This window comes from Pseudonocardia sp. TMWB2A, from assembly GCF_017312135.1.
On sequence record NZ_QKQY01000002.1, the window covers coordinates 6182991 to 6208456 of the forward strand.

A 25466-nucleotide genomic window follows, 5' to 3' on the forward strand; every position below is an offset into this window, starting at 1 on the left:
GCGCATTTCGGTGCGGCTGTTCTAGCATCGCCGCGACAGATCGGTCAACGACGGCGGAGGAGAACCCAGCAGTGGAAACCCCGGGCCGCAGCGCCGTGGTGTGCTTCGGTGAGGCCCTCGCCCTGGTCCCCGACGCGGCCGCCGTCGACGACCCGCGGGCACCCGCGCACGCCGCGGGTGCCGAGGTGAACGTCGCGCTCGACCTGGCCGCGGCCGGCGTCGCGGTGGCGTGGGTCGGGCGTCTCGGCGACGACCGGCACGGCGCCCTCGTGCAGCACACGCTCGCCGCCGCCGGGGTCGACACCGGCGGGATCGGCGTCGACCCGGACCTCCCGACCGGCCGCTACGCCAAGTCCCCCGCGCCCGACGGCGGCACCCTCATGACCTACCGGCGGTCCGGGTCGGCGGCCTCGGCGGCCGGGCCCGAGCTGCTGGAGGTGCCCGCGGTACGCGACCGGATCGCCGTCGCGGACTGGGTGCACGTCGGCGGGATCACCGCGGCCGTGTCGGCGTCCTGCGCGGCGGCGCTGGCCGCGCTGCTGGCCCGTCCCCGCCGGTACCGGGTCGTGTTCGACGTGAACTGGCGCGAGCAGATGTGGCCCGACGGCGACCCGGCCCCGGTGGCCGCGCTGGCCGACCGGGCCGACGTCGTGCTCGTCGGCGCGGACGAGGCGCGACGGGTGTTCGGCACCGACGACCCGGCCCGGCTGCGCGCGCTGCTGCCCGGCCCGGAGCTGCTCGTGGTCAAGGACGGCGCCCGGCGCGCACTGGCCGTGCACCGCGACGGCGCGGTCACCGAGCGCGCGGCGCTGGTCGTCGACGTCGTCGAGCCGGTCGGGGCGGGCGACGCGTTCGCCGCCGGGCTGCTCACCGGCCTGGTCCGCGGCGAGGACGTGGGCCGCTGCCTGCGCCGGGGCCACCTGGGTGCCGCCGCGGTGCTCGTCGTCCCCGGCGATTCCGCCGCACCGCTGCCCGAGCACCTGCTCGACCTCGACGACGACGCCTGGGCGACCCTGCGCGTGAGCGCCGACCGGGAGGCCGTGTGAGCACCAGCCTGACGAAGGCGCTGCGGATCCTGGTGGTCCTCGGGGAGGGCCCGGCGTCGCTCGACGAGCTCGCCACGGCGCTCGAGGTGCACAAGACGACCGTCCTGCGGCTGCTGCGCACCCTGGCCGACGAGCACTTCGTGCACCGCGACGACCACCACCGCTACCGGCTCGGCTCGCGGCTGTTCGAGCTGTCCTCGCGCGGGCTGGACCAGCGCGAGGTGCGCACGGTCGCCGCACCGCACCTGCACGCGTTCAACCGGGCCCACGGCCACACCGTGCACCTGTCCGAGCGCGACGACGGCGAGATCGTCTACATCGACAAGCTGGAGTCGCTCGACAACGTGCGCATGGCGTCGCGGGTCGGGCTGCGCGGACCCGTGCACTCCACCGCCGCCGGGAAGGTGCTGCTCGCCGATCTGCCCGCGGCCGAGCGGAACCGGGTGCTCGACGACGTCGACTTCCTCGCCCGCACCCCGCACACGATCACCGACCGCGACGCCTACCTGGCCGAGCTCGCCCGGGTGCGCGAGCAGGGCTGGGCCCAGGACCGCGAGGAGAACGAGGCCTCGATCAACTGCATCGGGGCACCGGTCCGCGGACCGGCCGGAACCGCCGTCGCGGCGGTGTCGGTGTCCGTGCCGACCATCGTCGCCGGCTACGACCAGCTGATGGAGCTGGTCCCGTCACTGCTGGCCGTCGTCGGGACGATCTCCCGCGACCTCGGCTGGCGCCCGACCCGAGAGGATCCCCCCGCATGACCACCGCCGCCAACGGCACCGTGACCACCACCGACGCGCCCGCCCCCGCGCACACCTTCAGCCAGGGCGTGCGCAAGGGCGGCCTGCTGCAGGTCTCCGGGCAGGGCCCGATGGACCCGGCGACGAAGACCTACATCGCCCCGGGCGACGTGCACGCCCAGACGCTGCGGACCCTGGAGAACGTCCGCGCGATCCTGGAGGCGGGCGGCGCCTCGGTCGGCGACGTCCTGATGTTCCGCGTCTACCTCACCGAGCGGGAGCACTTCTCCGCGATGAACGACGCCTACGGCGAGTTCGTGTCCCGCCACGTCCCCGAGGGTGCCGCGCTCCCCGCCCGCACCACCGTGTTCGTGGGGCTCCCCCACGCCGAGATGCTGGTGGAGATCGACGCCCTGGCCGCCCCGGCGTCCTGACCCCGCACGGTCAGCGGGCGTAGCGCAGCTCCGCCCGCGCCCGCGCCTTCGCCGCCTCCACCTCGCGGTCCTTCGGCGGGGCGGTCGTGGTCAGCCCGTCGAGCAGCTCCCGGGTCGCCTCGGCGACGGCGGCGACGGCCTTCTCGAACACCTCGGCGTTGGCCTGCGACGGCTTCGCCGCCCCGGCGATCTTGCGGACGTACTGCAGCGCCGCGGCGTCCACCTCGTCGGTCGTGGCCGGCGGCTCGAAGTTGTGCAGCGTCCGGATGTTGCGGCACATGGGCACCCCCTGGATACGACGACGGCCCGCCCCGCGACCGTAGCGCGGGACGGGCCGTCGACCGAGTGCGAACTACTGGACGACGTGCATGGACCCGTCGAGCTCGCCCGCCGCCTGCCTGCGGTTCAGCACGGCGAGGCGGGTGAAGGAGTTGTCGAACGCGTCCTGGGTGAGGCCGCGGTTCCGGTACTCGGTGGCGAGCTGCTCGGCACCGGCCGGGATCGTCCAGGACGCCTCGAAGCCGAGCTCCTTGCGGGCCCGGGCGAAGTCGACCCGGTAGGAGCGCGGGTCGTTGCCGGCCTCACCGGTGATGTTCAGCGTCGAGCCGGGGACGGCGTCGATCACGGCCTGCGCGATCTCGGCGACGGTCCGGTTGTTCTTCTCGGTGCCCACGTTGTAGGCCCGCGCCCGGACGACGTCCGCCGGGGCGCCCAGCGCCGCGACGACCGCACCGGCGATGTCCTCGGCGTGCGCGAGCGGACGCCACGGGGTGCCGTCGGACAGCACGGTGACCTCGTTGGTGAGGATCGCCCGGCCGACCAGGTTGTTCAGCACGATGTCGGCGCGCAGCCGCGGCGAGAACCCGAACGCGGTCGCGTTGCGCATCGAGACCGGCACGAAGTCGGCGTCGGCGAGCTCGGCGAGGTCGTCCTCGACGCGGACCTTCGAGATCGCGTACGGGGTGACCGGCTTGAGCGGGGCGTCCTCGTCGACGAGGTCGTCGCCGGACTGGGCGCCGTAGACCGAGCAGGTGGAGGCGTAGACGAAGCGGCCGACACCGGCCTCCTTCGACAGCCGGGCCAGCCGGGTCGACGCGTGGTGGTTGATGTCGTAGGTGATCTCCGGGGCCAGCGAGCCCAGCGGGTCGTTCGACAGCGCCGCCATGTGCACGACAGCGTCGAACCCGCCCAGCTGCTCCACGGTCACGTCACGAAGGTCGGTGCTGACACCCTCGACGTCGGGGGTGTCCAACGAACCCAGCACGCAGTCCGCGAACAGCCCGGAGTCCAGGCCGGAGACCTCGTGACCCGCGGCTGCCAGCAACGGCGCCATCACGGTCCCGAGGTAGCCCTGGTGCCCGGTGAGCAGTACGCGCATGAATAACCCTTTCTCGGCGGTGTGTGCGGGGTCAGAAGCCGTTCGGCTCGGAACCGACCATCGGCGCTGCGGACAGTGTCAGCTTCTGGACGTGGAAGCCCTCGGCGTAGCGGGCGTGGCACTGCACGCCGCGCACGCGGGCCAGGCCGCGGAAGGTCTCGTCGTCGAACCAGGTCCGGTCGCGCTGGCTGCCGTAGTGCTCGTTGAGCTTGGCGATCTTCTCGGTGAGCACCGGCTCGGACAGCGGCAGGAAGACCGTCGGCTGGGCGAGGTCGCCCTCCCACTTGAGGATCTCGTAGCCGAGCGTCAGGTGGTCGCGGAACGCGGTCGGGATCATCTGCGACAGCGTCCGGTGGTCCTGGTGGGCGTCGTGCGGCGACGGGCCGATCACCAGGTCCGGCTCGCTGCGGCTGCGCAGGTCCTCCAGCGCCATCTTCGCCCGCTCCCAGTGCTGCGGGACGCGGCCGTCGGGCAGGTCCATGACGACGACGTCGAGGTGCGCGCCGGGGGTGAACGCGGCCAGCGCGGCCCGCTCCTCCTCCTCGCGCAGCGACCCCGCCCCGGTGAGGACCAGCGCGGTGACCTGCACCCCCGGATAGGCGCGGCACAGCTCCAGGAGCATCCCGCCGGCCCCGATCGGGATGTCGTCACAGTGGGCGCCGAGCAGCAGGATGCGGTCCAGCCGCTCGGGCAACAGGTTCAGCACGGTCTCTCGTTCCCCCCGGAATCGCGGCCTAGTCGCGCTGGTGGCTGCTGCGGTGCATCTCGGCGATCGCGGCCTGCAGCGGGTCCTGGTCGGTCTCGTGGGACTCCCAGAGCATCCACGGGCGCGCGCCGCTCTGGTAGGCCGCCTCCAGTGCGTTGCGCTCCTTGACGGTGTCCGCAGGCTGCCAGAAACCGCGGTGCCGGTAGGCCGACATGCGGCCCTTGCGCGCCAGCGGGGCGGCGGCGTCGGCGATCAGGTCGCAGTCCTTCTCGAGGAAGTCGAAGATCTCCGGCCGGAACATGAGGTAGCCGCCGTTCTCCCAGATCGGCATCTCCTGCAGCGTGGTGATCGACTCGAGCCTGCCGTTGTCGTCGACGTCGACGCAGTGGAACGCCGACTGCGGCGGCACCGCCATCAGCTGCCCGACGGCGTCGGTGCCGGCGAACTGCTCGACCATCTTGTCCAGCGGGGCGTCGGTGAGGACGTCGGCGTAGTTCGCGTGGAACATCTCCTCGTCCTTGACCAGCGCCTTCACCCGGCGCAGACGCTCACCGATCGGCGAGTCCAGACCGGTGTGGACGAACGTGATGTTCCAGTCCTTGATGTCGCTGCCCATGAGCTCGACCTCGCCCTGGTGCAGCACGAAGTCGTTGGACTCGGTCTCGTCGTAGTTGAGGAAGTAGTTCTTGATGTGGTGCGCGCCGTAGCCCAGGCACAGGACGAAGTCCTTGTGGCCGAAGTGGGCGTAGTAGCGCATCACGTGCCAGATCAGCGGGCGCGGCCCCACCGGGTGCATCGGCTTCGGGAGGTCGGACGCGCCATCGCGCATCCGCATGCCGTAACCACCGCAGAACAGGACGACCTTCACGTCAGACCACCTCGAGCGACGGGATCGGGAAGACCAGCGTGCCGCCCCACTCACGGACGTAGGACAGCTGCTCGGTCAGCTCGGTGCGCAGGTTCCAGGGCAGGATCAACACGTGGTCGGGGCGGTCCTGCGCGATCCGCTCCGGAGCGAAGATCGGGATTCGGGTGCCCGGCGTTAGCCGCCCGTGCTTGTACGGGTTCCGGTCCACCGTGTACTCGAGCAGGTCGGGCCGGATGCCGCAGTAGTTGAGCAGGGTGTTCCCCTTGCCCGGGGCGCCGTAGCCGACCACGCGCTTGCCCTGCCGGCGGGCGTCGATGAGGAACGCCACCAGGTCGTCGCGGATGGTGGAGACGGCCTCGGCGAACCCGTCGTGGCCCTCCGGCGTGTGCAGCCCGGCGGCCGCCTCGGCGGCCAGGACCTCACGGACCTTCGCGCTCGGCTCACCGGCGACCTCGGCCGGGCGCGCCCACATGCGGATCGAGCCGCCGTGGGTGTCGAGCAGCTCGACGTCGACCAGGGTCAGCCCGCCCGCGGCGAGCGCCCGCTGCCCGGTGAGCAGCGTGTAGTACTGGAAGTGCTCGTGGTAGATCGTGTCGAACTGCTTGCGCTCGACGAGCGTCAGCAGGTGCTGGACCTCGATGGAGACCCAGCCGTCGTCGGCGACCATGGCGCGCAGTCCCTGCGCGAAGCCGACGACGTCGGGGATGTGGGCGAACACGTTGTTGCCGCAGACCAGGTCCGCCGGGCCGTGCTCGGCGCGGACCCGGGCGCCGGTCTCCGGGGTGAGGAACGCGGTGAGCGTCGGGACGCCCTTCTCCCGAGCGGCCTCACCGACGTTCACGCTCGGCTCGACGCCCAGGCAGCGGATGTCCTTCGCGACGACGTGCTGGAGCAGGTAGCCGTCGTTCGAGGCGACCTCGACGACGAACGAGCCCGTGTCCAGCCCGGCGCGCTCCTGCGCCGAGTCGACGAAGCGGCGCGCGTGGTCGACCCAGGACGAGCTGAACGAGGAGAAGTAGGCGTACTCCTCGAACGTCTCCTCCGGGCTGATCTCCGGCGGCAGCTGGGCGAGCAGACACGAGTTGCACACCCGCACGTGCAGCGGGAAGGTCTGCTCGGGTTGCTGTGCCGTCTGCTCGGTGAGGAACAGCTCGCAGGGCGGTGTGGCACCCAGGTCGCAGAAGCTGCGCAGGTCGGTCAAGCCACAGAGACGGCACGTCAACGCGGTTCCGGATCCGATCGACGACGTCGTCCCGGAAGCATCCGTGTTCAGCACGAACGGGAGTGTGTCAACCCGACGGGGGTCCGCCGCGCCCGGGGTGCGGGTCACCCTTTCGTGGGTGTTTGTCCGTGATCCCTGTCATCTTCGGCTAACGCGCAGGGCGGGTGCGCTGCAAGGACGGTGCTAACGACGTGTCACGATGACGAGGCCCCACGATCCGCCGTGGTGTAACGGCAGCACCTCGGATTTTGGTTCCGATGGTCCAGGTTCGAATCCTGGCGGCGGAGCACTCCTGCTCGCCCCGTCTCCCGGCCCGGGAACCGGCCGCCGTCGACGGTGTCGCCTACCCGAGATCGGCGACGACCGCCGCCGCCAGCCCCTCCAGGAACGCCCGGTGGTCGAGCCCGGCCGCCGGGCGCTCCCCCGGCGGCAGCTCGGTCATGGCGATGTCGAAGTGCCCGACGCGCTCGTGCACGGTGACCGTCACCGGCCCGGGTGCGGCGCGCAGCAGCTCGGTCGACGACGGCGGCGTCACCGTGTCCGCGGCGCCGACGTGCACCGCGACCGGCACCGTCACGTCCGCGAGCGCGCCGGGCGCGGCGAACCAGCCCACCGGCGGGGCGATCACGACCAGCCTCGACACCCGTGGCTCGGGGATCACCGGGATCTCCTCGCCGTCGCGGGTACAGGGCCGGGCCCCGGCGAGGCAGAGCGCGGCCCACCCGCCGATGGAGTGCCCGACCGCGACGACCGGCAGCGCGTCGCGGCCCGGGTGTGCGGCGAGGGCGGCGTGCAGGGCCTCGACCCGGGCCCGCAGCTGCGCGGTGGTCACCGTGGCGGGGGTGAAGCGCTCCGCGGGCGGGGCGAGGACGTCCCACCCGGCGGCGCGCAGGGCACCGGTCAGGGTGGTGTAGCGGCCGGGGTCACCGCCCGCGCCGGGGCCGAACAGGGCGATGCCACGGGGCCGGGAGGGCGCGTCCACCACGGACCGACCGTAACGCGACGACGCCCCCGACCGGGATCCGGTCGGGGGCGTCGCGACGTGCGGGGCTCAGCTCTCCAGCGCGGCGTCCAGCGTGATCTCGACGCCGGTCAGCGCCTTCGACACGGGACAGCCGGCCTTGGCCGCCTCCGCGGCCTTGGCGAAGCCGTCGGCGTCGAGGCCGGTGACCTCACCGCGCACCTTCAGCGTGATGCCGGTCAGCTTGAAGCCGCCGTTGTCCTTGTCCGGGCCGAGCGAGACGTCGGCCGAGACGTCGAGGGACTCGGGGGTCCCGCCCGCCTCGGCGATGTTCGCCGAGAGCTGCATCGCGTAGCAGGCGGAGTGCGCCGCGGCGATGAGCTCCTCGGGGCTGGTGGTGCCACCGGCATCGTCCGCGGCGCGCTTGGGGAAGCTGACCTCGTAGGTACCGACCTTGGAGCTGGACAGCTCCACCTGGCCGGAGCCCTGCTCCAGGGAGCCGTTCCATGCGGTGCGGGCGCTGCGCGTGGGCATCGTTACCTCCGTGTCGTGGGGACCGATTTTGCACAACCGATCACTCGGCAGTGTTCTCCGCCCCGACTGTTCCCGCCACCCCGGACCGCGAAACGCCTCCGGTCACTGCGGGATGTTGGTGACCTCGACCCGGTCGCCGACCTGCAGCGAGTTGAACCAGCGCTCGGCGTTCGCGCGGGACAGGCGGACGCAGCCCGCGGACTCGGTCTCGGTGTTGCCCTCGTGGAAGGCGATGCCGCCGGGGGCGAAGAAGACCGCGAACGGCATCGGCGCGTTGTTGAACTCCGCGCTGCGGTGGTCCTTGTTCTTCCACTGGACCTGGAAGACCCCGGCCGGGGTGCGCTGGCCCTTCTTCCCGAACGACGCCGGGACCGGCCCGGCCTCGATCTTCCCGTCGCGGATCAGCCACGCCGTGCTGTTCGCGAGGTCGACGCAGGCGCGCGCGGCCGCCGAGCAGGGCGTGCCCTCGGCGCGCCCCGGACCGCCCCGCTCGGACTCCGTCGGCGCCGCGGACGCAGTCCCGATCATCCCGGCGGTCAGCCCGGCCAGCACCAGGGCCGCCACCGTGGCCAGGACCGTCATCACCCGGGGCCGCCGACGGCGTCCCTCGACCTCGCGCGTCATCGCACTCCGCTCATCGGCATCACGGACGGTGGCCGGCCGGTCACCGTCGTCTGAACGGTGGAACGAGTCCGGTACCCGACCGGTTACCACCCGAAGGGTTGATCTTGGGTTTACGGCGACGTCACCGCGGGCGTGACGGGCCCGCCGGGTCACCCGGGGCCGTCCCCGTACGATGCCGTACCGGCACGGCGCGTCCCGCGTCCTCCGCCCGGCACGGGCGGCGAGTCCGGCAGGAGGAACCGAACATGCCCGAACCCGACCGGGCCGGCACCGGTGACCGACCGGCACCCGGAACGGCGGCGGTCGCGGCCGGCATCGTCCTCGCGGCGGGCGCGGGTTCGCGGATGCGGTCGTCGACGCCGAAGGTGCTCCACGAGCTGGGCGGGCGCAGCATGCTCGGCCACGCGGTGCACGCACTGGCCGGTACCGCCCCCGAGCACCTCGTGGTCGTCGTCGGACACGAGCGCGAGCGGGTGGAGCAGGCCGTCGACGGCATCTCCGCCGCCCTCGGCCGCACCGCCACCACCGCCGTCCAGGAGCAGCGCCTCGGCACCGGCGACGCGGTCCGCAGCGGCCTCACCCCGCTCCCCGCGGACCTGACCGGCACCGTCCTGGTCACCTACGGCGACGTCCCGCTGCTCGACACCGCGACCCTGTCCGCGCTGGTCACCGAGCATGCCGACCACGGCGCCGCGGTCACCCTGCTGACCTGCGAGGTCGCCGACCCCACCGGCTACGGCCGGATCGTGCGCACCGCCGACGGTGCCGTCACCGGGATCGTCGAGCAGACCGACGCGACACCGGAGCAGCGGGCCATCGCGGAGGTCAACTCCGGCGTCTACGCCTTCGACGCCGCGTTCCTGCGCGCGGGCATCGCGGGCCTGGCCGCGCACAACGCCCAGCAGGAGCTCTACCTCACCGACCTGGTCGCCGCCGCTGTCGCCGCGGACCGGACGGTGCACGCCGTCCGCTGCGACGACGAGTGGCGCGTGCGCGGCGTGAACGACCGCGTCCAGCTCGCCGAGCTCGGCGCGGAGCTGAACCGCCGCGTGCTGCGGGAGTGGATGCTGGCCGGGGTCACCGTGGTCGACCCCGCCACCACCCGGGTCGACGTCGACGTGCGGCTCGCGCGCGACGTCGTCCTGCACCCCGGCACCCAGCTGCACGGAGTGTGCGAGGTCGACGAGGCCGCGGTGATCGGGCCCGACACCACGCTGACCGACACCGTCGTCGGGGCCGGCGCGAGCGTCGTCCGCACCCACGGGTCGGAGTCCCGGATCGGGCCCGGCGCGTCGGTCGGGCCGTTCGCCCACCTGCGCCCGGGCGCCGTCCTCGGCGAGCGCGGCAAGATCGGCACGTTCGTCGAGGTCAAGAACTCCGACATCGGCGCGGGCACCAAGGTCCCGCACCTGACCTACGTCGGGGACGCGACGATCGGCGAGATGAGCAACATCGGCGCCTCGTCGGTGTTCGTCAACTACGACGGTGTCCGCAAGCAGCGGACCGTCATCGGATCCCACGTGAAGACGGGGTCGGACACCATGTTCATCGCCCCGGTCACGGTCGGGGACGGCGCCTACACCGGCGCCGGGACCGTGCTCCGCGAGGACGTCCCGCCGGGGGCGCTCGCGGTGTCGGGTGGAGCACAGCGCACCATCGAGGGGTGGGTGCCGCGCAAGCGGCCCGGCACCCCCGCCGCCGAGGCGGCACAGCGGGCGGGCAACGACCCGTCCACGAACGGCACGACCAGCAGCGACGGCGCAGGTCACACCACCTCCGCCGGTACGACAGACCCGAGAGACCTCAGCCGAGGAGGCACCGCACGGTGAGCGCGATCGCAGGCACTCCCAAGAAGAACATGATGCTGTTCTCGGGGAGGGCGCACCCGGAGCTCGCCGATCACGTGGCGAAGGAGCTCGACGTCACGGTCACCCCGCAGTCCGCCTACTCCTTCGCGAACGGTGAGATCTTCTGCCGCTTCGAGGAGTCGGTCCGCGGGAGCGACGCGTTCGTGATCCAGGCGCACTCCGCCCCGATCAACGACGCGATCATGGAGCAGCTGATCATGGTCGACGCGCTCAAGCGCGGGTCGGCCAAGCGGATCACCGCGGTCATGCCGTTCTGGGGCTACGCCCGTCAGGACAAGAAGCACCGCGGCCGCGAGCCCATCTCGGCCCGTCTCGTCGCGGACATGTTCAAGACCGCCGGTGCCGACCGGATCCTGACCCTGGACCTGCACACGTCCCAGATCCAGGGCTTCTTCGACGGCCCCGTCGACCACCTGTTCGCGCTGCCGGTGCTCGCCCAGCACATCAAGAGCACCCGGCCGGACGGGAACTTCGCCGTCGTCTCCCCCGACTCCGGACGGGTGCGCCTGGCCGAGCGCTGGGCCGAGACCCTCGGCGGGACCCCGCTGGCGTTCATCCACAAGACCCGGGACCCGCTCAAGCCGAACGAGGCCGTCGCGAACCGGGTGGTCGGTGAGATCGAGGGCCGCTGCTGCGTGGTCATCGACGACATGATCGACACCGGTGGCACCGTCGCGAAGGCGGTCGAGGTGCTGCTCAAGGAGGGCGCCTCGGACGTGATCGTGGCCGCCACCCACGGCGTGCTGTCCGGCCCGGCCACCGAGCGCCTCGCGAACTGCGGCGCGTCGGAGGTCATCTTCACCGACTCGCTGCCGATCCCGGCCGAGAAGCGGTTCGACAGCATGACCGTGCTGCCGATCGCCCCGCTGCTGGCCGAGGCGATCCACCAGGTGTTCGAGGACGGCTCGGTCACGAGCCTGTTCGACGGCAACGCCTGAGCACCCCGCACGTCCGCCGACGGCGCTCCACCGCGGGTGGGGCGCCGTCGGTCGTTCCGCCTCAGCCCTCGGTCGTGGCGAGCCCGGCCAGACCCGGCGCCCCGGCCCGCCCGGTCGCGTCCTGCAGCCGGCGCAGCATGTCGTCGAACAGGGCGGCGTCGGTGCCCAGCAGGTCCCGGTAGCGGTCCAGCACCCCGGCCGCCGCGGCGTCCCACTCCGCGAGTGCCGCGCGGCCCCGCTCGGTGGCGACGACGAGCACCCGGCGCCGGTCGACGACGTCGGGCCTGCGGTGCACGAGGTTCGCCGCGGTCATCCGGTCCACGAGCTTGGTCGCCCGCGGCGCCAGCAGGAGCGCGTGCTCGGCGACCACGCTCATCGTGCAGCCGCCGCGCGAGGCGAGCAGGCCGAGCACCCGCCACTGGTCGACGTCGGACCCGCAGCCGCGCAGGGCCTCGTCGAGCTCCTGGTCCAGGGTCCGGCCCACCGCGCAGAGCAGGCGCAGCGACTCGTCCCCGGACGGCCGCACGTGCTCCGCGGGCTCCGACATGAGCGCATCGTAACCGGACGTTTTCCGACGAGGCGCTAGGTGGGCGACGCCACGATGGATAGCGTCACCTGCATGACTCCGTTCCCGGACCCCGGGCGCGCGACGGCGGTGCCGGCGCGCGGGAGCGAGGTGCTCAACGTGGCGCTGGTCGTCCCGCTGCAGGGTCCGGCGGGCATCTTCGGCCCGTCCTGCGAAACCTGCGCGACGCTGGCCGCCGAGGAGGTCAACGCCGCGGGCGGGGTGCTCGGCCGGGAGCTGAACCTGGTGCCGGTCGACGGCGGCGCGCCACCCGCCGTCGTCGCCGCGGAGCTCGACGCGCTGGTCAGCGCCGGGGCCGTGGACGCGGTCACCGGCTGGCACATCTCAGCGGTCCGCGAGGCCGTCGCGCCCCGGATCCGCGGGCGGGTGCCCTACGCCTACACCGCCCTGTACGAGGGCGGTGAGCAGCGACCGGGGCTGTTCCTGACCGGGGAGACCCCGGACCTGCAGCTGGGCCCGTCGCTGAGCTGGTTCGCCGAGGCCGCCGGGGTGCGCCGCTGGACGATCGTCGGCGACGACTACGTGTGGCCGCGCAGGTCCGCGCAGGTCGCGACCGAGCACCTGCGCCGGATCGGCGGGACGGTCTGCGACGAGATGTACGTGCCGCTGGGCACCGAGGACTTCTCGCGCGTGCTGCACCGGGTCGAGGCGAGCGGCTGCGACGCCGTCCTGATGCTGCTGATCGGCAACGACGCCGTCGAGTTCAACCGGGCGTTCTGCGCCCTCGGGCTGGACCGGGAGATCCTGCGGTTCAGCTCGCTGATCGAGGAGAACGTGCTGCTCGCCTCGGGCCCGGAGAACACCCGCGGCCTGCTCACCTCGGCCGGCTACTTCGAGGACCTGGGCACGGCGTCGGGGCTGGACTTCGCGGCCGCGCACGCCCACCGCTTCGGCCCGGACGCGCCGGTGCTCAACAGCCTCGGCGAGTCCTGCTACGAGGGCGTCCGGCTGCTGACCGAGCTCATGCGCCGGGCCGGGTCGCCCGAGGTCCCGGCGATGACCGCGGTGGCCGAGGGGCTGGCCTACGAGAGCCCGCGCGGGACCGTCGAGGTGCACGGGCGGCACCTGCGCCAGCAGGTGTTCCTCGCCGTCGCCGACGGGGTGGCCTGGGACGTCGTCCAGCAACTCTGACGGGTCCGTTGACACCCCGGCCCGTCGGTCGTACTTTCCCAGGAAAATATTTCCTCGGATGCATGTCGGGTCGCCCGGCGTGCCGGGAGGTACGACCGTGGCGCTCTACGTCTACCGGTGCGGGGCCGACGGCCCCGTCGAGGAACGGCACCCGATCGGCAGCGCCCCCGCGACGGCGCGCTGCCCCACCTGCGGGGAGCAGTCCCCGCGCGTCATCACCGCACCGATGGTCGGCCTCGCCGACCGCGGCCGGATGGCCCTGATCGACCGCACCACGGCCACCGCCCACGAGCCGCAGGTCGTCTCCGCGCCGCCGCCGCGCCCGCTGCGCCCCGGCGGGCCGCCGCTGCACCCCGCCACCCGCGGTCTGCCGCGTCCCTGACCGCGGCGCCCCGCGCCGCACCGACCGCCGCACCGACCGCTGCACCCCGTCCGCCCCGCCCGCGTCCGCACCGACCCCGGGAGTGTCCGATGCCCAGGAACGTCTTCCCCCTCGACAGCACCAAGACCTTCACCGACCAGCAGCTGACCGGCCACAACCGGTGGCACCCCGACATCCCGGCGCAGGTCCACGTCAAGCCCGGGGACACGTTCCGGGTCGACTGCCGCGAGTGGTTCGACGGCGCCATCCACAACGACGACTCCGCCGACGACATCCTGAACGCCCCGCTCGCCGGGGTGCACGTGCTGTCCGGGCCGATCGCCGTCGAGGGGGCGCAGCCGGGTGACCTGCTGATCGTCGACATCCTCGACGTCGGGCCGATCCCGCAGGAGGACTCCGGCCCGCTGGCCGGGCAGGGCTGGGGCTACACCGGCGTGTTCGCCACCCGCAACGGCGGCGGCTTCCTCACCGAGCAGTTCCCCGACGCCTACAAGGTCATCTGGGACTTCCAGGGCGGGACGGCCACCTCCCGGCACGTCCCGGGGGTGTCGTTCACCGGGATCGTCCACCCCGGGCTGATGGGGACGGCGCCGTCGCCCGAGCTGCTCGGCCGCTGGAACGCCCGCGAGCAGGCGCTGATCGACACCGACCCGGAGCGGGTGCCGCCGCTGGCCCTGCCGCCGAACCCGGACTCGGCGATCCTCGGCTCGCTGACCGGCGCCGACTTCGACCGGGCCGCCGCGGAGGCCGCGCGCACCGCACCGCCCCGGGAGAACGGCGGCAACCAGGACATCAAGAACCTCACGAAGGGCAGCCGGGTCTTCTACCCGGTGTTCGTCGACGGCGCGAACCTGTCGATGGGCGACCTGCACTTCTCCCAGGGCGACGGCGAGATCACCTTCTGCGGCGCGATCGAGATGGGCGGGTTCATCGACCTGCACGTCGACGTCATCAAGGGCGGCATGGCGACCTACGGCGTCTCCGAGAACGCGATCTTCGTGCCGGGCAACACCGACCCGCAGTACAGCGAGTGGATCGCGTTCTCCGGCACCTCGGTCACCCTCGACGGCGAGCAGCGCTACCTCGACTCGCACCTGTCGTACCAGCGGGCCTGCCTGCACGCGATCGACTACCTGACGAACTTCGGCTACTCCCCGATCCAGGCCTACATGATCCTCGGGGCGGCGCCGATCGAGGGCAGGCTGTCCGGCGTGGTCGACATCCCGAACTCGTGCTCGACGGTCTACCTGCCGACCGGGATCTTCGACTTCGACGTCAAGCCGGGCAAGAACGGCCCGCACCGCATCGACCCGGGCCAGGGCGTCCCCCACTCGGCGGCCTGACCAGCGGGTTCCGCGGTCGTCCCGGGGGCTGGCCCCGGGACGGCCACGGGCCTGGCGTACTCTTCTCGGCATCTCCGCGGCGAGGGCGGGTGCACCTTGACCCGCCGTGATCGACGTGGGCCGATCCCGGTCGGCTCCTCGCCGCGCGCGCCTTCCACCGCAGACAGTTCGAGGAGCAGTTCCCGTGGCCCAGACCCGCATTCCCGCCGAGACCCGGACCGAGTTCGGCAAGGGCGCCGCCCGTCGCACCCGTCGCGCCGGCAAGATCCCCGCCGTCCTCTACGGCCACGGGACCGACCCCGTCCACCTGTCGCTGCCGTCGCTGCAGTTCGCCGCGGTCGTCCGCGAGCAGGGCCGCAACGCCGTGCTGGAGCTCGACGTCGACGGCAGCACCCCGCAGCTCGCGCTGACCAAGACCGTGGTCGTGCACCCACTGCGCCCCTACATCGAGCACGTCGACCTGCTCGTCATCAAGCGTGGCGAGAAGGTCGAGGTCGAGCTCGACGTCGTCGTCACCGGCGAGGCCGTCCCCGGCTCGCTGGTCACCCAGGACCTCAACACCGTCCTGGTCGAGGCCGACGTGCTGAACATCCCGGAGAACATCGAGGTCTCCATCGAGGACGCGGAGATCGGCACCCAGTACTTCGCCAAGGACCTCAAGCTCCCCGGTGGCGTCGAGCTGCGCACCGACGAGGAGTACCTCGTCGTGCAGGTCGTCCCGGCCCCGACCGAGGAGGACCTCGAGGCCGAGGTCGACGCCGAGGGCGCCGGTGTGGTCGAGGAGCCGTCCGACGAGGAGCAGGCCGCCGAGGCCGAGGCCGAGGGCGACTCCGCCGAGGGTTCCGCGGACTCCGAGGGCGACTCCGAGTCCTCCGACAAGTGAGCCCCGTGCCGGGGCCGGCCCTCGTCGTCGGACTCGGGAACCCGGGTCCGGACTACGAGGGCACCCGGCACAACGTCGGTACCCGCGTCGCCGCACTGCTGGCGACGCGGGCCGGCGCCGGCCGGTTCTCCGCGCACAAGCGGTCGAACTCCGACATCGCGCAGGGCCGGCTCGCCGGTCGCCCGGTGACCGTGGCCGTCCCCCGGACGTACATGAACCTCTCGGGCGGCCCGGTGGCCGGGCTCGTGCAGTACTTCTCGATCCCGCCGACCGAGGTGATCGTCGTCCACGACGAGCTGGACCTCGACTTCGGCGTGGTCCGCCTCAAGCGCGGCGGTGGCGAGGGCGGGCACAACGGCCTGCGCTCGATCAGCAAGGCGCTGGGCACGAAGGACTACCTGCGCGTGCGGTTCGGCATCGGCCGGCCGCCGGGTCGTCAGGACCCGGCGGACTACGTGCTCAAGCGGTTCTCCGGCGTGGAGAACAAGGAGCTCGACTTCGGTCTGGACCTCGCCGCGGACGCCGCCGAGGCCCTGCTGTCCGAGGGCCTGGAGCCGGCGCAGAACCGGTTCCACCCGCTGTCGGGCTGAGCCCCGTCGTCCACGGGAGCCCCGGTCCTCCACAGGGACCGGGGCTCCCGTGCGTCCGGGTCAGCGGCGGGCGGTGAGCAGGTCCGCCGTCGCGGCGCGGCGCAGCTTCCCCGACGGCGTCTTCGGCAGGCTCCCCGGCGCCAGCACCGCGACCTCGGCCGGCCGCACCCCCACCGCGGAGACGACGCGGCGGATCACGTCGTCGCGGATGGCACGCACCGCCTCGGGGCCGTCGGCCCCCTTCGCCTCGACGGCGACGGCGAACGACTCCCGGTGCCGCCCGTCACCTGCCGGGATCCGGACCGCGACGACGTTGCCCGCGCGCACGCCCTCGACCGCGCCGGCGGCCCGCTCGATGTCGGTCGGGTAGATGTTGCGCCCACCCATGATGATCACGTCCTTGGTGCGCCCGCACACGACGACGGCGCCGTCGGGGGTCAGGTAGCCCTCGTCGCCGGTGTCGAACCAGCCGTCGCGGTCCTGGGTGGACACCGGGCCGTCGACGGTGAGGTAGCCGGGCGTCACGGCGTCGCCGCGCAGGTGCAGCACCCCGACCTCCCGGGGGCCCAGCACGCGACCACCGCTGCCGACGACCTTCACCTCGATCCCGGGCAGCGGCGGTCCGAGCTCGGGGAACTCCCGCACCGGACCGGCGCCCGCGGGCTCGGCGCGCCGGTGCGCCTCCAGTGACTCGGCGTCGACCCGGTCCACCTTCAGCCCGGTGTGGACGGGTGCGAAGGACACCCCGAGCGCGGTCTCGGCCATCCCGTAGGCACACAGGACCGACTCCGGTCGCAGCCCGAAGCGGGCGCCGGCGTCGGTGAACGCCGCGACGGCCGCCGGGTCCACCGGCTCGGCGCCGTTGAGCGCCAGCCGCAGCGAGGAGAGGTCGAGAGCACCGTCGTCGACCCGGGCGAGCTGGCGGGCCAGCACGGCGTAGGCGAAGTTCGGGGCCGCGGTGACGGTGCCCCCGTACTTCGAGATCAGCTCGGCCCACAGCCGTGGGCGGCCCAGGAAGTCCGCGGGGGTGACGGTGACCAGGTCCAGCCCGACCGTCATCGGGACGGTCAGGAACCCGACCATCCCCATGTCGTGGAACAGCGGCAGCCACGACACCATCCGGTCGGTCGCGACGTCCAGGGCGGACGCGGTCACCATCGCCCCGATGTTGGCGTGCAGGTTCGCGTGGGTGATCCGCACCGCCTTCGGGGCCGCGGTGGAACCGCTCGTGAGCTGCAGCAACGCGGTGTCGCCCTCGTCGGCGACGGCGGCGTCCGCGACGAACGCGGCCGGGTCACCGGTCAGCGAGTCGAGCATCCGGAACGGGACACCGCGCTCGGTCAGGACCGGGGCGAGGGCGTCGAAGGGCGGGCCGAGCAGCACCATCGCGGCGTCGACCATCGTCAGCGTCGTGACCGTGTCGGCGGCCCACTCGGCCAGGTCGGTGCGCGGGGTCGGCTGGTGCAGCATCGTCACGCTGCCGCCGCACAGCCACACCGCCTGCGCGGCCGGGGCGATCGCCGCGGGCTCCCCGGCCAGCACCCCGACGGCGCCGCCGAACGGCAGGGCCGGGCCGCCGTCGTCGCCGGGGCGTCGCAGGGCGTCCGCGATCCCGCGGGCCGTCTCGTGCACCTCCGCCCAGGAACGCCGCACGGGATCGCGCGGCTCCCCCGTCGTCATCCCACGGGCGAGCCCGTGGGGAACGGTCGCGGACTCCAGCAACGTCGCCAGGAATCGGGACATGGGCCCGAATGTAGCGACGAACCGCCCGTGCGGGGCGGCACGATCGGCGACCGGTGCGACCGCGCCGGGCGCGCGTAGCATCCGAACGCATGGCCGAGCCGCACACCGACCCCGCTCCCGCAGCGCTCTCCGCCGCCGTCGACGCCGTCCTCCCGGGCGCGCGCACGGACCTCGAGGCGCTGGTCCGCATCCCGAGCATCTGGGCCGACCCGGCACACGCCGAGGACACCCGCCGCTCCGCGGACGCCGTCGCGACGCTGGCCCGTGACGCGGGTGCCGCCTCGGTCGAGATCATCTCCGCCGACGGCGGGGCCCCGGCCGTCGTCGCGCACTGGCCCGCACCCGAGGGCATGCCGACGGTCATGCTCTACGCCCACCACGACGTCCAGCCCACCGGCGGCGACGACGCGTGGACCAGCCCGCCGTTCGAGCCGACCGAGCGCGACGGGCGGCTCTACGGCCGTGGCGCCGCCGACGACAAGGCCGGCGTCATGACCCACCTCGCCGTGCTCCGCGCCTACGAGGGACGGCCGCCGGTCGGGGTCGTGCTGTTCATCGAGGGCGAGGAGGAGTCGGGTTCCCCCACGCTGACCGCGCTCCTGGCCGAGCATCGCGAGAAGCTCTCCGCCGATGTCATCGTGATCGCCGACGCCGCCAACCCGGCCGTCGACGTCCCGGCGCTGACCACCAGCCTGCGCGGCCTGGTCGACGTCGTCGTCGAGGTGTCGATGCTGGAGCGTCCGGTGCACTCCGGGGTCTACGGCGGCCCGATCGGGGACGCGCTGACCGCGCTGTGCCGCACCCTGGCCACCCTGCACGACGACAAGGGCGAGGTCGCCGTCCCCGGCCTGGTGCGCGGCAGCTCCGACGCGCCCGACCCGGACGAGGCCACCTACCGCTCCGACGCGGGCCTGCTCGACGGCGTCGAGCTGCTCGGCACCGGCTCGATCCCGGACCGGACCAACCACGCGCCCGCCGTCGCGGTGCTGGGGATCGACGCGCCGAAGGTCGCCGAGGCCTCGAACGTGCTGCTCCCCCGCGCCCGCGCGATGGTCAGCATGCGGCTGGCTCCCGGCCAGGACGCCCGCGAGGCCCAGCGCGCTCTCGCGGAGCACCTGGAGGGCAACGTCCCGTGGGGCGCGCACGTGTCGGTGACGCCCGGCCACGGCGTCGCCGAGCCGTTCAGCCTGTCCTCGGCCGGCGAGGTCTACGACCACGCCCGCGCCGCGTTCTCCGCCGCCTACGGCAACGACGCCGTCGAGACCGGCATCGGCGGTTCGATCCCGTTCATCGCAGAGTTCGCGCGGACCTTCCCGGGCGCGGCGGTGCTGGTCACCGGGGTCGGGGACCCGGCCAGCCGCTGGCACGGCATCGACGAGAGCCTGCACCTGGGCATGTTCGGGCGCGGGGTGCTCGCGGAGGCACTGCTGCTGGACCGGCTCGCCGGCCGGGCGTGACGGTCCGGCCCGACGGGTACCCGCCGGTCATGAAGTTCGGCATCGCAACGTTCGTGACCGACGAGGGCATCCGTCCCGGGCCGCTGGGCCGGGCGCTGGAGGAACGCGGTTTCGACTCGGTGTTCCTCGCCGAGCACTCGCACATCCCGACCAGCCGGGAGTCGCCCTACCCCGGCGGGGGCGACCTCCCGCGGGTCTACTACCGCACCCTCGACCCGTTCGTCGCGCTCACCGCGATGGCGGGGACGACCACGGACCTGCTGCTGGGCACCGGGATCGTGCTCCTGCCGCAGCGCGACGTCATCCACACCGCCAAGCAGACCGCGAGCCTCGACCTGGTGTCCGGCGGGCGGCTGCTGTTCGGCGTCGGCGCGGGGTGGAACCGCGAGGAGATGCGCAACCACGGCGTCGACCCGAGGACCCGCGGGCCGCTCATGACCGAGCAACTGCACGCGCTGCGGGCACTGTGGAGCGAGGACGAGGCCGAGTTCCACGGCAAGCACCTCGACGTCGAGCGGTCCTTCTCCTGGCCCAAGCCGGTCCGCACCCCGCCGATCTACCTGGGCGGGGAGAGCGAGGCCGCACTGAACCGGCTCGCCGAGGTCGGCGACGGCTGGCTCCCGCGCTCGCACACCTCCTACGACGAGATCCGCCGCGTCCGCGACGACCTCGCCGAGCGGGGCAAGCCGGACGTGCCGACCACGGTGTTCGGCGGGAAGCCGGACCCCGACGTCGTCGCCGGCTACGCCGAGGTCGGCGTCGAGCGGGTCACGTTCCTGCTGCCGACCCTGCCGGAGTCCGAGACCCTGACGAAGCTGGACGAGCTGGCGCAGGTGGTCCGGCGGTCGAGCTGACCTCGGTCGGCCGGAAACCGGTGGCCGTTGCGGGGCAGAATGGCCGGTGATGTCGATCCGGCTGCTCGGCCCCGTCTCCCTCACCGACGCCGGCGGGCGCGAGCTGCTGCCCGCCGGCGCCCGGGTGCGGGGTCTGCTCGCCCGGCTCGCGCTCGACGCCGGGCACCCGGTCGACACCGCGACGCTGGTCGACGCGCTGTGGGGTGACGACCCGCCGTCGACGGCGAACGCGCTCCAGTCCCTCGCCACCCGGCTGCGCCGCGCGATCGGCGCCGACCGGGTGCGGTCGGCCACCGGCGGCTACCTGCTGGCCGTCGACCCGGACGAGGTCGACGCGCTGCGGTTCGCCGCACTGCGCCGGACCGCGGCGGCCGACCCGGACGACGACCGCGCCCGCGCCCTGCTCACCGAGGCCCTCGACCTGTGGCACGGCCCGCCGCTGGGCGGGCTCAACGGACTGGCGTTCGTCGCGCCCGCCGCGACCCGGCTGTCCGACGCCCGCGCCGACGCCGCCGAGGAACTGGCCGCGCGCGGTCTCGCGGCGGGGCTGCCCGCTGCGGGCCTGGACGTCCTCACCGCGATCCTGGCCGAGCAGCCGCTGCGGGAGACCACGGCCGTCGCGCTGGCCCGCGGGCTGCACGCGACCGGTCGGCGGGCCGACGCGCTGGCCGTGCTCGACCGGACCCGGACCGCACTGGCCGAGGAGCTCGGCGTCGATCCGGGCCCGGAGCTGCTGCGGACCCGCACCGAGCTGCTGCGCGACGACCCGCCCGCGACCGTGGTCGCCGCACGGCGGCCGGGGCCGCCGCCGGAGCGGACCCGGCCGGTGGCGCTGACCTCGTTCGTCGGCCGCGAGAAGGACCTGGACCGGGTACGGGCGCTGCTCGGCTCGACGCGGCTGGTCACCGTGGTCGGGCCGGGCGGGGCCGGGAAGACCCGGCTGTCGCAGGAGGCGGTGCGCGACGTCGGTACGGCCGTCGCCGTGGTCGAGCTGGCCGCGCTGACCGGCGGCGACCAGGTGGTCCCGGCCGCGCTGCACGCCGTCGGCGGGCCGGAGCTGTCGGTCGCGGACCGCGGTGGTCCGGACGCCAGGGCACGGCTGGTGTCGGCGCTGACCGGCCGCGAGCTGGTGCTGCTGCTGGACAACTGCGAGCACCTGGTCGACGACGTCGCGGACCTCGTCCACGACCTGCTCGCCCGGCTGCCCGGGCTGCGGGTGCTGGCGACCAGCCGGGAGCCCCTCGGTGTGCCGGGCGAGGTCCTGCACCCGCTGGGGTCGCTGGACCCGGCGCAGGCGACGCGGCTGTTCGCCGAACGCGCCGTCGCCGTCCGGCCGGATCTCGACCCGGCCGCCCACGCCCGGGCCGTCGCCGAGATCTGCCGTCGGCTCGACGGTCAGCCGCTGCCGATCGAGCTCGCGGCGGCCCGGGTGCGGAGCATGACCCCGGCCGAGATCGCCGACCGGCTCGCCGACCGCTTCCGGCTGCTGGTGACCGGTGCCCGGACCGCGCTGCCCCGCCACCAGACGCTGCGGGCCGTCGTCGACTGGAGCTGGGACCTGCTCTCCCCCGCCGAACGGGCGCTCGCGACCCGGTTCGGGGTGTTCGCCGGTCCCGTCGACGCCCGCACCGTCGAGGCCGTCTGCGGCGACGACGCGTTCGACCTGCTCCCGGCGCTGGTGGAGAAGTCGCTGGTCGTCCCGGTCGACGGCGCCGAGGACGGCGCGACCCGCTACCGGATGCTGGAGACGATCCGCGAGTACGCGGCCGCACGGCTGGCCGACGCGCCGGACCACGACGCCGTGACCGCGGCGCACGCCGACCACCTGCTCGCGGTGCTGGAGCCCGGGGAGCCGCGGCTGCGCACCGGGGACCAGCTCGACCAGCTCGCCGTCGTCCGGCGGGTGGAGGGCGAGGCCGTCCGCGCGCTGGACCGCGCCGTCGACGCCGGCGACGGTCCCCGGGCGCACCGGCTGTTCGCGGCACTGGGCTGGAGCTGGATGGTCCGCGGCGACCTCGGGTCGCTGAAGCGCTGGTCCGACCGGGTCGCGACGGTCCCGGCGGACGCGCCGGCCGCCGCGGTCGCGTTCGCCCGCACGATCCGGGCGACGGTCCACATCGGGTTCGGCGACGAGCCGGGTGCGGCGCAGGCGGAGCTCGCCGCCGTCGTCGCGCTGTGGCCGGAGCTGCCCGAGCCGCGGCACCCGGTGGTCGAGCTCGCCCGGCCCACGGGCCTGCTGTTCGGTGACGGTGACCGCTCCGCGCTCGTGGCCATCGCCGACGGCGACGGCGAGCCGTGGCTGCGGGCGACGGCGTCGCAGATCATCGCCGCATACGCCGAGAACACCGGCGACCTCGACGTGCAGCGGGTCCGGCTGCGGGCCGCGCACGAGCTGTTCGCCCGGACCGGGGACCGCTTCGGGCTCGGGATGACGACGTTCGCACTCGGTGAGCTGGAGGACTACGCCGGGGACACCGACGCCGCCCGCCGGGCCTGGACCGAGGCGGTCGCGCTGTCCGCCGAGCTGGGCAACGCCGACGACGTCCCCCAGTTCCACCTGCAGCTCGCCCGGCTCGCCGCCCGCGACGGCGACGAGACCGAGGCCCGCGAGCACCTCCGCCTGGCCTTCGACCAGGACATCGTCGACGACCCCCGTGCGGACTTCGGCCTGCGGTGGGGCCGGGCCGACGTCGAGCTGCGGCTCGGGAAGCCGCAGGAGGCCCTGGACCTGCTCCAGGAGTCCGACGTGCCGGCCCGGCCCGGCCCCGGACGGCTGCAGCGGGAGGCGTCGACGCACGCGCTCATCGCGGCCGCGCTGCTCGCCCTCGGACGTCCCGACGACGCCCGCGAACGGCTGGAGCAGGCCGGGCGGTCCGCCGTCGCCAGCGAGGACGGGCCGATCCTCGGCCTGGTCGCCGAGACCTCCGCACGGTGGGCGCTGGACGCGGGGGACGCGGAGCGGGCCGGTGAGCTGCTCGGCGTCGCCCTGGCCCGCCGGGGGGCGCTGCACCTGGGTCTGCCCGAGGTCGTCGCGACGCTGGAGGGGGTCCGCGCACGGCTGGGCCCGGCCGCGGCCGACGCTGCGGTCGACCGTGGCCGGGCCCTCCCCCGGGACGCGCCCCCTACACCGTGAGCGCCGGACCTCCGCGCGCCCTCAGGTGCGGCGGCGGTAGAGCGCGACGGCCAGCGGCGCGAAGACCACGACAAGGCCCGCGGACGTCAGCAGCGACACCGTCGCCGCACCACCCGCCGGCGCGCCGTCGAGCAGGGCACGCACGGCGTCCGCGGTCCGCGAGACCGGGTTGACCGCGACGAAGCCCTGCAGCCAGCCGGGCATCGTCTGCGTCGGGACGAACACCGAGCTGGCGAACGTCAGCGGCAGCATGATCAGCGCGGACAGTCCCTGCACCGAGCGGGGCTGCTTCACGACCATCGCGAGCGCGGTGAACACCCAGCACAGGCCGAACGCGAACGCGACGACCAGCCCGAACGCGGCGAGGATCCCGAACGGACCCGCCGGGGTCCGGTAGCCGAGCGCGAACCCGAACATCAGCATGATCACGCCGGAGGTCACGTAGCGGACGAGGTCCGCGCCGATCGCGCCGACCAGCGGGGCCGCGCGGGAGATCGGCAGGCTGCGGAAGCGGTCGAAGATCCCGGTCTTGAGGTCCTCGGCCAGGCCCACGCCGGTGCCCGCGGAGGCGAACACGACCGTCTGGAGCAGGACGCCGGGCAGGGCGTAGTGCAGGTACTCCGTGCTGTTGCCGGCGATCGCGCCGCCGAAGACGTAGACGAACAGCAGCAGGAAGATGACCGGCTGCAGCGTGACGTCGATCAGCGCCTCCGGCGAGTGGATCGTCTTCACGATCCCGCGGCGGGCCAGCGACAGCCCGTGCCGCACCGTCGAGGGCAGCAGCGGGGCGGAGCCGGCCGCCCGGCCGGAGCGCGGGGTGGTGGGCGGGGTCTCGAGGGTGGCGGTCATCGGGGGCCTCCGGAGGTGGTCTCGGCCGCGTGGCCGGTGAGGGAGAGGAAGACGTCGTCGAGGCTGGGGAGCCGCAGACCGATCTCGGCGACGGCGACGCCCTCGGCCACCAGCCGGTCCTCGGTGCGACGCAGCGCGCCGTGGTCGGCGACGGCCGCGGTGACCTCCCCGGACGGCTCGACCGTCGGCTCGGCGCCGGCCTCCTGCGCGACGACGGCGGCGACCAGCGGCGCCTCGCGCGGCAGCTCGGGGCGCACGTGCAGGCGTCGCCCGCCGGCCCGGGACTTCAGCTGCGCGGCCGTGCCCGAGGCGATGACCCGCCCCCGGTCCAGGACGACGAGGTCGTGCGCGAGCTGGTCGGCCTCCTCCAGGTACTGGGTGGTGAGCAGGACGGTGACGCCGTCCTCGGCGAGCCGCCGCACGGCCTCCCACACCTCGTTGCGGTGCAGCGGGTCCAGCCCGGTGGTGGGCTCGTCGAGGAACAGCACCTCGGGGCGCCCGACGAGGCTCGCGGCCAGGTCGAGCCGCCGGCGCATGCCGCCGGAGTAGGTGCCGGCGCGGCGCCCGGCGGCGTCGGTGAGCCCGAAGCGGTCGATCAGCTCGACGGCGCGGGCCCGCGCGGCCGGGCGCGGCAGGTCGAGCAGCCTGCCGATCAGGTACAGGTTGTCGCGGCCGGTCAGGGCCTCGTCGACGGCGGCGTACTGGCCGGTGAGGCCGATCAGGGAGCGGACCCCGGCGGCGTCGCCGACGACGTCGCGGCCGAGCACCGCGGCCCGGCCCGCCGAGGGCGGGAGCAGCGTGGCCAGCATGCGGACGGTCGTCGTCTTGCCGGAGCCGTTGGGGCCGAGCAGCCCGAGGACCTGTCCGCGCCCGGCGGAGAAGGAGATCCCGTCGACGGCGCGGACGTCACCGAAGGCCCGGACCAGGCCGTCGACCTCGATAGCGGGAGTGTTCATGCCGATGAGCGTGCGCCTGGGCGCTGACACGGCCCTGGTACGGCGCTGGCACCGCGGTGACAGCCGCGGGCGGCGGACTCACCGCCCACGAGCCCGGTCCCGTCGCCACCCCCCGACTGTGGCGACGGAACCGGCCCGTCTCTCCCCCCGCGCCCCGGCGAGGCTCCCCAGCCCGCCGTGACGCGAGTACGACGGTATCCGCGCACCCGGGGGCCGCGGATCGGTCGAACTACTGATCTC

Annotated in this window: 25 protein-coding genes and 1 tRNA gene; 14 read left to right on the forward strand and 12 right to left on the reverse strand. The window is 73.9% G+C overall.

Going from position 1 to position 25466, the window contains the following annotated elements; all coding sequences use genetic code 11:
- The first annotated feature begins 71 nt into the window (after positions 1–71).
- From DMP17_RS43460 to DMP17_RS43470, 3 genes are read left to right on the forward strand one after another with little or no spacing between them, the layout of a single operon-like run.
- Complete coding sequence (locus DMP17_RS43460; RefSeq protein WP_226367259.1) at positions 72–1046, forward strand: sugar kinase; 975 nt, start codon at positions 72–74, stop codon at positions 1044–1046.
- On the forward strand, positions 1043–1807 hold the full coding sequence (locus tag DMP17_RS43465; protein WP_226355183.1) for an IclR family transcriptional regulator: 765 nt from the start codon (positions 1043–1045) through the stop codon (positions 1805–1807). The genes DMP17_RS43460 and DMP17_RS43465 overlap by 4 nt, the downstream gene beginning before the upstream one ends.
- Positions 1804–2220, forward strand: coding sequence for a RidA family protein (locus DMP17_RS43470; protein WP_226355182.1), 417 nt, complete (start codon positions 1804–1806; stop codon positions 2218–2220). The genes DMP17_RS43465 and DMP17_RS43470 overlap by 4 nt, the downstream gene beginning before the upstream one ends.
- Positions 2221–2230: 10 nt before the next feature.
- On the opposite strand, the gene DMP17_RS43475 is transcribed toward DMP17_RS43470, so the two are convergent.
- From DMP17_RS43475 to DMP17_RS43495, 5 genes are all read right to left on the reverse strand, one after another.
- Positions 2231–2500 carry a DUF2277 domain-containing protein gene (locus DMP17_RS43475; protein ID WP_226355181.1) on the reverse strand — a complete coding sequence of 90 codons (270 nt, stop codon included), beginning with the start codon at positions 2498–2500 and terminating at the stop codon, positions 2231–2233.
- 72 nt (positions 2501–2572) lie between these two features.
- Positions 2573–3598, reverse strand: coding sequence for an NAD-dependent epimerase/dehydratase family protein (locus DMP17_RS43480; protein ID WP_337832531.1), 1026 nt, complete (start codon positions 3596–3598; stop codon positions 2573–2575).
- A gap of 31 nt (positions 3599–3629) precedes the next feature.
- Positions 3630–4304, reverse strand: a complete 675-nt coding sequence (locus DMP17_RS43485) for a PIG-L deacetylase family protein (RefSeq protein WP_062400266.1) — start codon at positions 4302–4304, stop codon at positions 3630–3632.
- Between the two features lie 28 nt (positions 4305–4332).
- On the reverse strand, positions 4333–5172 hold the full coding sequence (locus DMP17_RS43490; protein ID WP_226355178.1) for a sugar phosphate nucleotidyltransferase: 840 nt from the start codon (positions 5170–5172) through the stop codon (positions 4333–4335).
- 1 nt (position 5173) lies between these two features.
- Positions 5174–6394, reverse strand: a complete 1221-nt coding sequence (locus DMP17_RS43495; protein WP_337832814.1) for a class I SAM-dependent methyltransferase — start codon at positions 6392–6394, stop codon at positions 5174–5176.
- Positions 6395–6610: 216 nt separating this feature from the next.
- Between DMP17_RS43495 and DMP17_RS43500 the strand changes: the two genes are divergently transcribed.
- Positions 6611–6681, forward strand: a tRNA-Gln gene (locus tag DMP17_RS43500).
- Positions 6682–6737: 56 nt separating this feature from the next.
- Here the strand turns inward: DMP17_RS43500 and DMP17_RS43505 are convergent.
- The 3 genes from DMP17_RS43505 to DMP17_RS43515 all read right to left on the reverse strand — a co-directional run bounded on the left by DMP17_RS43505 (position 6738) and on the right by DMP17_RS43515 (position 8513).
- Positions 6738–7379 (reverse strand): alpha/beta hydrolase, encoded by a 642-nt coding sequence (locus DMP17_RS43505; protein ID WP_337832532.1) that lies wholly within the window; start codon positions 7377–7379, stop codon positions 6738–6740.
- A gap of 66 nt (positions 7380–7445) precedes the next feature.
- Positions 7446–7889, reverse strand: a complete 444-nt coding sequence (locus DMP17_RS43510; RefSeq protein ID WP_073577628.1) for an OsmC family peroxiredoxin — start codon at positions 7887–7889, stop codon at positions 7446–7448.
- Positions 7890–7991: 102 nt separating this feature from the next.
- Entirely contained in the window at positions 7992–8513 is a 522-nt protein-coding gene (locus DMP17_RS43515; protein ID WP_337832533.1) for a L,D-transpeptidase, read from the reverse strand.
- Positions 8514–8857: 344 nt separating this feature from the next.
- Between DMP17_RS43515 and glmU the strand changes: the two genes are divergently transcribed.
- Positions 8858–10342 carry a bifunctional UDP-N-acetylglucosamine diphosphorylase/glucosamine-1-phosphate N-acetyltransferase GlmU gene (glmU, locus tag DMP17_RS43520; protein ID WP_443217999.1) on the forward strand — a complete coding sequence of 495 codons (1485 nt, stop codon included), beginning with the start codon at positions 8858–8860 and terminating at the stop codon, positions 10340–10342.
- Positions 10339–11319, forward strand: a complete 981-nt coding sequence (locus tag DMP17_RS43525) for a ribose-phosphate diphosphokinase (protein ID WP_226355172.1) — start codon at positions 10339–10341, stop codon at positions 11317–11319. The genes glmU and DMP17_RS43525 overlap by 4 nt, the downstream gene beginning before the upstream one ends.
- A gap of 61 nt (positions 11320–11380) precedes the next feature.
- Here DMP17_RS43525 and DMP17_RS43530 read toward each other — a convergent pair whose 3' ends face one another.
- Complete coding sequence (locus tag DMP17_RS43530; protein ID WP_337832535.1) at positions 11381–11866, reverse strand: MarR family winged helix-turn-helix transcriptional regulator; 486 nt, start codon at positions 11864–11866, stop codon at positions 11381–11383.
- Positions 11867–11938: 72 nt separating this feature from the next.
- On the opposite strand from DMP17_RS43530, the gene DMP17_RS43535 reads away from it, so the two are divergent.
- From DMP17_RS43535 to pth, 5 genes are all read left to right on the forward strand, one after another.
- Positions 11939–13036, forward strand: a complete 1098-nt coding sequence (locus DMP17_RS43535) for a substrate-binding domain-containing protein (RefSeq protein ID WP_226355153.1) — start codon at positions 11939–11941, stop codon at positions 13034–13036.
- A gap of 58 nt (positions 13037–13094) precedes the next feature.
- A complete protein-coding gene (locus tag DMP17_RS43540) occupies positions 13095–13418 on the forward strand; it encodes a zinc ribbon domain-containing protein (RefSeq protein WP_255656405.1) in 324 nt (107 codons plus the stop codon).
- Between the two features lie 89 nt (positions 13419–13507).
- Positions 13508–14761: a formamidase gene (gene fmdA, locus DMP17_RS43545; RefSeq protein WP_178374498.1), complete on the forward strand. Its 1254-nt coding sequence runs from the start codon at positions 13508–13510 to the stop codon at positions 14759–14761.
- A gap of 184 nt (positions 14762–14945) precedes the next feature.
- Entirely contained in the window at positions 14946–15644 is a 699-nt protein-coding gene (locus tag DMP17_RS43550) for a 50S ribosomal protein L25/general stress protein Ctc (RefSeq protein WP_226355151.1), read from the forward strand.
- Positions 15641–16234, forward strand: a complete 594-nt coding sequence (gene pth, locus DMP17_RS43555) for an aminoacyl-tRNA hydrolase (protein ID WP_226355150.1) — start codon at positions 15641–15643, stop codon at positions 16232–16234. The genes DMP17_RS43550 and pth overlap by 4 nt, the downstream gene beginning before the upstream one ends.
- A gap of 60 nt (positions 16235–16294) precedes the next feature.
- On the opposite strand, the gene DMP17_RS43560 is transcribed toward pth, so the two are convergent.
- A complete protein-coding gene (locus DMP17_RS43560) occupies positions 16295–17977 on the reverse strand; it encodes a fatty acyl-AMP ligase (protein WP_337832536.1) in 1683 nt (560 codons plus the stop codon).
- Between the two features lie 89 nt (positions 17978–18066).
- Between DMP17_RS43560 and DMP17_RS43565 the strand changes: the two genes are divergently transcribed.
- From DMP17_RS43565 to DMP17_RS43575, 3 genes are read left to right on the forward strand one after another with little or no spacing between them, the layout of a single operon-like run.
- The gene (locus DMP17_RS43565; protein ID WP_337832537.1) at positions 18067–19434 is read left to right on the forward strand and encodes a dipeptidase; all 1368 of its coding nucleotides are present in this window, start codon (positions 18067–18069) and stop codon (positions 19432–19434) included.
- 29 nt (positions 19435–19463) lie between these two features.
- Positions 19464–20288 (forward strand): LLM class F420-dependent oxidoreductase, encoded by an 825-nt coding sequence (locus tag DMP17_RS43570; protein ID WP_337832538.1) that lies wholly within the window; start codon positions 19464–19466, stop codon positions 20286–20288.
- A 49-nt stretch (positions 20289–20337) separates the two neighbouring features.
- Positions 20338–23421 (forward strand): AfsR/SARP family transcriptional regulator, encoded by a 3084-nt coding sequence (locus DMP17_RS43575; protein WP_337832539.1) that lies wholly within the window; start codon positions 20338–20340, stop codon positions 23419–23421.
- 21 nt (positions 23422–23442) lie between these two features.
- Here the strand turns inward: DMP17_RS43575 and DMP17_RS43580 are convergent, their stop codons facing one another.
- Together DMP17_RS43580 and DMP17_RS43585 are read right to left on the reverse strand one after the other, a co-directional pair.
- On the reverse strand, positions 23443–24270 hold the full coding sequence (locus tag DMP17_RS43580) for an ABC transporter permease (RefSeq protein ID WP_337832540.1): 828 nt from the start codon (positions 24268–24270) through the stop codon (positions 23443–23445).
- Positions 24267–25226 (reverse strand): ATP-binding cassette domain-containing protein, encoded by a 960-nt coding sequence (locus tag DMP17_RS43585; protein ID WP_337832541.1) that lies wholly within the window; start codon positions 25224–25226, stop codon positions 24267–24269. Before DMP17_RS43585 ends, DMP17_RS43580 begins: the two co-directional genes overlap by 4 nt.
- Positions 25227–25466 lie beyond the last annotated feature (240 nt).